Below are 6,000 nucleotides of genomic sequence, written 5' to 3'. Positions count from 1 at the left end.
TAACACCCGTACCCATCCCGAACACGGAAGTTAAGCTCGCCAGCGTATCAGCGAGTACTGGGGTGCGCGAGCCCCTGGGAACACTGATTCGCCGCCTCGCACTCATACTTCATACTCATATTCATACCCGTACTCGTAGCCGTGGCTCGGTCCCGTACGCACACGTAACACTCGTCGTACAGGTTCGGGCTCGGACACAGGATCGGACTCGTGGGAGTTCCGGTCCGCAGTGACACAGAGGTCGGAGAGAGGGATCACCACATCGCGCGTGAGGTGTGGATCTCTCGGCACGAGGGGTGGCTGGACGTGGCACGCGGGCGGTGTCGACGGCGGACGGGGCACCGTCGTCGTCGAACGCTATCGAAGCGTGAGGCTTAAGCGGTCCTCGGAAGTAGTCCGTACTGCGCCAAGGTGGCAGAGTCCGGCCTAACGCGTCCGCCTGCAGAGCGGATCATCGCCGGTTCAAATCCGGCCCTTGGCTTGTACCACATCACGAGAATCCGAGAGCTGTTAGCCTCGGCTCTGCCTGAAACACGGGGGATCCGGTGTGACCCGCGACGACGCGCTCCCGTTCCGTGTCGACGACGTCCGTGAGCACGCCCGGCTGCACCCCAACGACTCGGCGGTGACGGTGTCCGCCCGGCCCGGATATCGCTCCTCGCGCGAGTCGGGCAACGATAGGTACACGGCACTGCTTCGGTACGATCGGGCGTTCGCGAAGGCTGACACCGAGGGGCGTCGTCTGCATCCGAGCAATCATCCTCTCACCCCCGATCAACCGAAAGGGATGCACTGGGACACCTTCGCGGACCTCGTCGAGAACGTCGGCGACGCACGTCACGAGTGGCGCGGGGTGCTGAACACCCGTCTCTACCAACTGACTGCTGGAGAGAGATACTGTTCTACGCCTGAACGGTCGCTCACACCGAACGTTTGAGGCTTCTGGCGCGGCGCGAGTCCCGTCAGCGTCACTCAACACGACGCCTCCTCTCCGTCGGATGTTGACTCATACACGTCTCCCGTCTCGTGTCGGCGTCGTCCGTGAACAGCCAGTACTGTCGAGGTCGACGACCGGCTCGGGCACGGTGTCCGGGAACTCGGCTCGAGACGGAGCGTCCGCCGATCGGCGACCCGGAGCTTCAGCGGTGAGCCGTCCGTGATCCCGATCTCCGGGCGGCCAGTCTGCCCTGTCCACCGGGGTTGAACAGCGGGCTCTCGTTCACGTCGACACCGTTCTCCCACTGCCGCTGTCCCCGTGGCCGGGTCGTCCGTCGCGCTCCTGCCGTACGGGACGGCCGACGTGTAGTCGGCGCCCTGTGCTCGTGGGCCACGTTCCAGAGAAGTACTGAATTCGGCGGAGCGACAACACACCCGTATGAGCGACGACAGAGCACTCTCCCGGCGGACCGTCGGTCGGTTGACCGCCGGCGCGACTGCTGCCGGCTCGCTCCTGCTCGGCAAGGCGTTCGGGGCGGTGAGTGTCGACGACGGCGACGCGGCAGACGGCACGAGGGTGGCGGGTCCCACTCCTACCGTCGACCTGCCGGACCCGACGACGGACGGGACGGTATCCGTCGAATCGGCGCTCGCGACCCGTCGGTCCCGGCGGCAGTACGCCGGCGACCCGCTGTCGCTGGCCGACCTCGGACAGTTGCTCTGGGCCGCCCAGGGTCTCACGGCAGAGCGTCCCGCCCGTTCGGACCTCCGGACTGCGCCGAGCGCGGGCGCGACGTACCCACTGGAACTGTCCGTGGTCGCTGGCGATCCGGGCGTCGAGGACCTCCAGCCGGGCGTCTATCGCCACGAACGGAGCGCCCACCGGCTGGTGCGGCGCCGTGAGGGCGAGTTCCGCGCGGCCCTCCAGCGGGCGGCTCTCGACCAGCAGTTCGTCGGCGCGGCCCCGGCTGCCATCGTCGTCACCGCCGTCGACGCACGAACGATCGAGCGGTACGGACAGCGCGGCGAGTCGCGGTACGTCCCGATGGAGGCCGGCCACGTCGGCGAAAACCTCTACCTCCAGGCCGAGACCCGTGGCCTCGCGACCGTCGCGGTCGGAGCCTTCCGCGACGACGCGGTGCGATCCGTCCTCGATCTCCCCGACGACCACCGACCGCTGTACGTCTTCCCCGTCGGTACCCGACGTGATACCCGATGACTGGGTTCGTGTGGGTCCTCGTGCGCCTGCCCGTGGCGTGCGCACCGGACGTCCCCCTGGTCGAACTGTCGTTCAACCACTACGGACTCGCGCTCGTGACGCTCGTGTTGGCCCTCGTCACGCTCCTGACCGGGGTGGCACTCCTCGTCGCGCGATACGGGTACACGATCCGCGAGAACCGACGGACCGTCGTTCGAGTCGTCCACGTCGTCGGTGGCGTCTTCATGACGCTGTACTTGGCACTCACGTACGTCTGTCCGCCTGCATGATCCGCTGAAGCGAGACCGCCTGACCCCTTCGATTTTTGTGGACGTGCCGTCGAGTGCGGATATGTACGTCCGGGAACGTCGTGTTCGCTCACGCTCCTGCCACGGACGACGGCGGGACGGCCCATGACGACCGAGGGAACGAGCGACGGCGACGACGCCAGTGGAGACCGCCTCCTGAACCTCCTCGGTGTCGCCCTCGCGCTCTTCATCGTCGTCGGCATCGTGGGCGTCGTCCTCGCGGGACTCGGCGGTCCCTCGACCAGCGTCGCGGACGCCCCGGACGCGAACTGGTCGCTCGAACGGGCGAACGCGTCACACGTCGAACTCACCCACCGTGGGGGCGAGGCCGTCCCGGCGGCCGATCTCGTCGTGACCGTCGACGGCGTCCGCCGGCGAGTCTCGTGGGACGGGGTGGTCACCGACGGCGACACGGGGGTCGTCCGTGCCGACCGGGGGACGGTGGTCGAACTCTACTGGACGAACGATGTGGGTGAACGGATCAAACTGCGGGGCTGGCGGAACACCTGACCGGTTTCCGTTCATTCGTTCGGTTCCTGTCGTCACGACTTTCGGATCCGACGCTGACCGTAACTGTTATGATACCTATCTAGTAACCATTCGTCGGTGGCCGTCGTTTCTCTTTCAGTCGGCTACCGGGTCGGGAACCCCCTCCCTGACTCTCGTGCGCTCAGGACGTCAGCGAGTCGACCGCCTCCGCAGCGCTCTCGTCGGCGAGCCACTCGTCGGCCCACTGCTCGATCGCGTCGAACACCGGCGAGAGCGAGCAGCCTTTCTCCGTCAGCGAGTAGTACGTCGCGACCGGGGCGTCCTCCTCGAGACGGCGGTCGACGAACCCCATCTCCTGGAGATCGTCGAGGACGCGCGAGAGCGTGCGTGCGCTCGATCCGGTCGATCGCTTGAGTTCGTTGAACCGTTTCTCGCCCTCCTGGAGGTCGTGGAGCACGATGAGGCGCCACTGAGAGCCGATCTGCTCGAGCGAGTCGATGACGACGCACGCTTCCTCGCTGTACCGTTCGTCGGGATCCGACGTCCGTCCGTTTGCCATGTTCCTCGTAGGGGGTCCGCACGTATAGTGGTTCGTTCTGGTATCAGCTATCGCCGTGTTACTGACCGGCCGCTGTCAGGTCGGTGTCTCGGGGTCGACGCTCGAGTTCCCGGCTGGGGAGCCTCTCCGATCCCGTTCGGGCAGGTGTTCCTCTCGCGCGCTGGTTTTTTGTCCGTGCTGTCCTCCTCTCCCGCATGGCACACATCGACGCCAGCGTCCTCCTGCCGAACGAACGGGTCGAACGGATGGCACTCGACGGCGACCTCACCCAGCTGCACCGTGGCGACCGCTACGCCGACGAGGGCGACACGTTCGAGATCGACGGCGTCCAGTTCGTCGTGACGGCCGTCGACGAACGCACGCTGGGCGACCTGACCGACGCCGACGCCCGTGCGGAGGGTTCCGACGATCTCGCGGCGTACCGTCGTCGACTCGAGGCCGTCCACGACTCCTTCGAGTGGGACGACGAGTCGCCGGTCGTCCGTCACCGCTTCGAACGCCGCGACGGGACCGAGTGAGCCGTAGGGTTTCGATGCTCCTGCGTGCGGGTAGTCCGGTGCCCCTGCGTGCGGAGAACGACCAGACCGTGCGTGGCCGAGTGAGGAATCAGTAACCGTTATACACCGCGTGGTCTTTGCTCCGACTATGCAACGACGCGCCGCGGCAATCTACGTCGTGTTCTTCCTGGTCGTGGGGGCGGCGTCGTACTCGCTCATCGCGACCGCAGAGGAGCCGACGATCGCGTTCGAGAACCCCGACCACGCTCTCTCACAGGGTGATACGTTCACCGTGGACGGCCAGCAGTACACCGCTGCCGAGGTCGCCACGGAGGTCGAAACGAGCAGCGGCGGCGGGCACGGTGGTGGCGGCGGGACGACCATCACCCACACCGCCCAGTTCGCCTGGACGAACGAGTCGGCGCTGTACACTCAGACGTGGGACAACGGCTCGACCGTCACGTACGCGGACGACGAGTGGGACGTCGTGATCCCCAACGCCTCGGACCCGTCGTCGTTCACGCTGCGCGAGTCCATCGACCGCGCCGGCATCCTCGCCAACGACACGGCCGCCGACAACGAGACCGTCACCCGCGACGGCCAGGAGTTCGTCATCGTCACGGAGAACGGCTCCTCGACGCTGGTGCCTGCGAGCGAGTACTTCCGAACGCCCGAGCGACAGCAGTTCTCCGAGAGCGACACCCTCCAGCTCGACGGCAACGAGACCCGGATCGACGTCGCGAGCGACGCGGTGACGCTGTCGTGGAACGCTCCCCGACGGAACACCGTCCAGGCCGGGAACCACGCGAACGTCACCTTGAGCGGGCAGACGTACCTCACGCACTTCCGGACCAACACGACGGTCGTGCTCACGCAGGACTTCGAGAGCTTCCGCGCGCAGAACGGCGAGATCGACTCGTTCACCGAGCAGAAGAACGGGCTCTGGGGCGTCACCATCCTCTCGTGGCTCTCGGTGATCTTCCTCGTCGGACTGGCGTACCTCCCCTCGCGGTACTGACACCGACCGCCGCGCCGCTCCTCGCGTCGCTGTGCGTCCGTCCTGCCTTCTTCGCCCGTTCACGACGCGGAGAGCCAACTCTCGGTCCCCGGTCGGCAGTTCAACAGCAGAACATGAACGGGTAGATGAGTGCGATCCGGTCGTCGTCGTCGAGCTCGGTGTCCAGCCCGTCGAGGTTCTCGTTGAATCGGCCGTTGACGCAGACGCGAGCGTAACACCGCGTGTTCTCGCCCTCGGGATTCTTCTGCCAGGTGCCGGGCACCTCGTCGACCCGGGCCCAGCCACGGTGTGTCGCCTCCGCGTCCGTCTCGGCGATGAGCAGGTCGGCGACGTCGTACTCGTCGAAGAAGGCGTCGAGGAACTCCCGGAGCGTGTCGCCCTCGAACGTGAACGGGAGTTCGTGTTTCCCGATCGCCGTCCGAACGTGTCCGGTACACCTGACGGTCACTGTCGTCTGTCGCGTCTCTGCGTTCGTCTCCGTACGTGTCGTGCTCATACGCGGAGAGACGGTCTCGACCGTGCTCAGTCCGACCCCGAACACGTTCGGCCCGCGTCCGTGCTGACGCGGGATGACTTCGATCCGATTCAGCCGACGTCTCGTCCACCCCGGTCCGGGTTCGACGGCGTGGTCCGAGACCGGGACTGGGAGTCGCGGATTCCGGTGTCGTCGACGCTGACGACCAGCGAGTACAGCAGGACTGCGAACCCCACTGCCGTCACCAGGCTCTCGATGCTCGCCCCGAGAGCGAAGCCGACGTCCGCGACGTGATAGAGCGCGCCGCCGGCCGCGGAGCCGAGGGTTACGAGCCCGAAGCCGACCATCAGGGCCCGGAGCGCCCGCTCGCCCTGGCGGCGGAACGCCCGATACGCGAGGAACGTGATGAGTGCTCCCAGTACGAGCGTCACCGTCTTGCTCGCGACGAAGAGGATCGTCGTTTCGTGCATTCGACCACCTCTCTTCGATGGTTCGTCGCTCTCACTTTTGTACGCCGATG

The 6,000-nt window shown here is 66.5% G+C and carries 9 protein-coding genes, 1 tRNA gene and 1 rRNA gene; 8 read left to right on the top strand and 3 right to left on the bottom strand.

The genetic code is table 11. From position 1 onward, the window contains the following. From rrf to FZP69_RS21390, 6 genes are all read left to right on the top strand, one after another. Positions 1–100: ribosomal RNA gene (gene rrf / locus FZP69_RS21415) — 5S ribosomal RNA — on the top strand; the annotation flags it as partial. A 305-nt stretch (positions 101–405) separates the two neighbouring features. Then, positions 406–481 (top strand) — tRNA-Cys (locus FZP69_RS21410). A 66-nt stretch (positions 482–547) separates the two neighbouring features. Continuing rightward, a complete protein-coding gene (locus FZP69_RS21405) occupies positions 548–937 on the top strand; it encodes a hypothetical protein (RefSeq protein WP_152043370.1) in 390 nt (129 codons plus the stop codon). A 438-nt stretch (positions 938–1,375) separates the two neighbouring features. Next, complete coding sequence (locus FZP69_RS21400) at positions 1,376–2,155, top strand: SagB/ThcOx family dehydrogenase (RefSeq protein ID WP_152043369.1); 780 nt, start codon at positions 1,376–1,378, stop codon at positions 2,153–2,155. After that, on the top strand, positions 2,152–2,424 hold the full coding sequence (locus tag FZP69_RS21395) for a hypothetical protein (RefSeq protein WP_152043368.1): 273 nt from the start codon (positions 2,152–2,154) through the stop codon (positions 2,422–2,424). Before FZP69_RS21400 ends, FZP69_RS21395 begins: the two co-directional genes overlap by 4 nt. A gap of 123 nt (positions 2,425–2,547) precedes the next feature. Further along, on the top strand, positions 2,548–2,952 hold the full coding sequence (locus tag FZP69_RS21390; RefSeq protein ID WP_152043367.1) for a type IV pilin: 405 nt from the start codon (positions 2,548–2,550) through the stop codon (positions 2,950–2,952). Positions 2,953–3,112: 160 nt separating this feature from the next. Here FZP69_RS21390 and FZP69_RS21385 read toward each other — a convergent pair whose 3' ends face one another. Next, positions 3,113–3,490, bottom strand: a complete 378-nt coding sequence (locus tag FZP69_RS21385) for a winged helix-turn-helix transcriptional regulator (protein WP_152043366.1) — start codon at positions 3,488–3,490, stop codon at positions 3,113–3,115. A 194-nt stretch (positions 3,491–3,684) separates the two neighbouring features. Between FZP69_RS21385 and FZP69_RS21380 the strand changes: the two genes are divergently transcribed. After that, a complete protein-coding gene (locus tag FZP69_RS21380; protein ID WP_152043365.1) occupies positions 3,685–4,008 on the top strand; it encodes an ASCH domain-containing protein in 324 nt (107 codons plus the stop codon). 127 nt (positions 4,009–4,135) lie between these two features. Next, positions 4,136–5,005: a hypothetical protein gene (locus FZP69_RS21375; protein ID WP_152043364.1), complete on the top strand. Its 870-nt coding sequence runs from the start codon at positions 4,136–4,138 to the stop codon at positions 5,003–5,005. A gap of 100 nt (positions 5,006–5,105) precedes the next feature. Here the strand turns inward: FZP69_RS21375 and FZP69_RS21370 are convergent, their stop codons facing one another. Beyond that, positions 5,106–5,501, bottom strand: a complete 396-nt coding sequence (locus FZP69_RS21370; RefSeq protein WP_152043363.1) for a MoaD/ThiS family protein — start codon at positions 5,499–5,501, stop codon at positions 5,106–5,108. Positions 5,502–5,590: 89 nt separating this feature from the next. Next, the gene (locus tag FZP69_RS21365) at positions 5,591–5,950 is read right to left on the bottom strand and encodes a DUF7521 family protein (RefSeq protein ID WP_240137743.1); all 360 of its coding nucleotides are present in this window, start codon (positions 5,948–5,950) and stop codon (positions 5,591–5,593) included. Positions 5,951–6,000: the final 50 nt, after the last annotated feature.

The sequence above is a fragment of the Salinigranum salinum genome (assembly GCF_009176545.1).
GTDB classification, from domain to species: Archaea; Halobacteriota; Halobacteria; order Halobacteriales; family Haloferacaceae; genus Salinigranum; species Salinigranum salinum.
The sequence above is the reverse complement of the archived record's forward strand: the minus strand, read 5'-3'. Positions and strand labels throughout refer to the sequence as shown.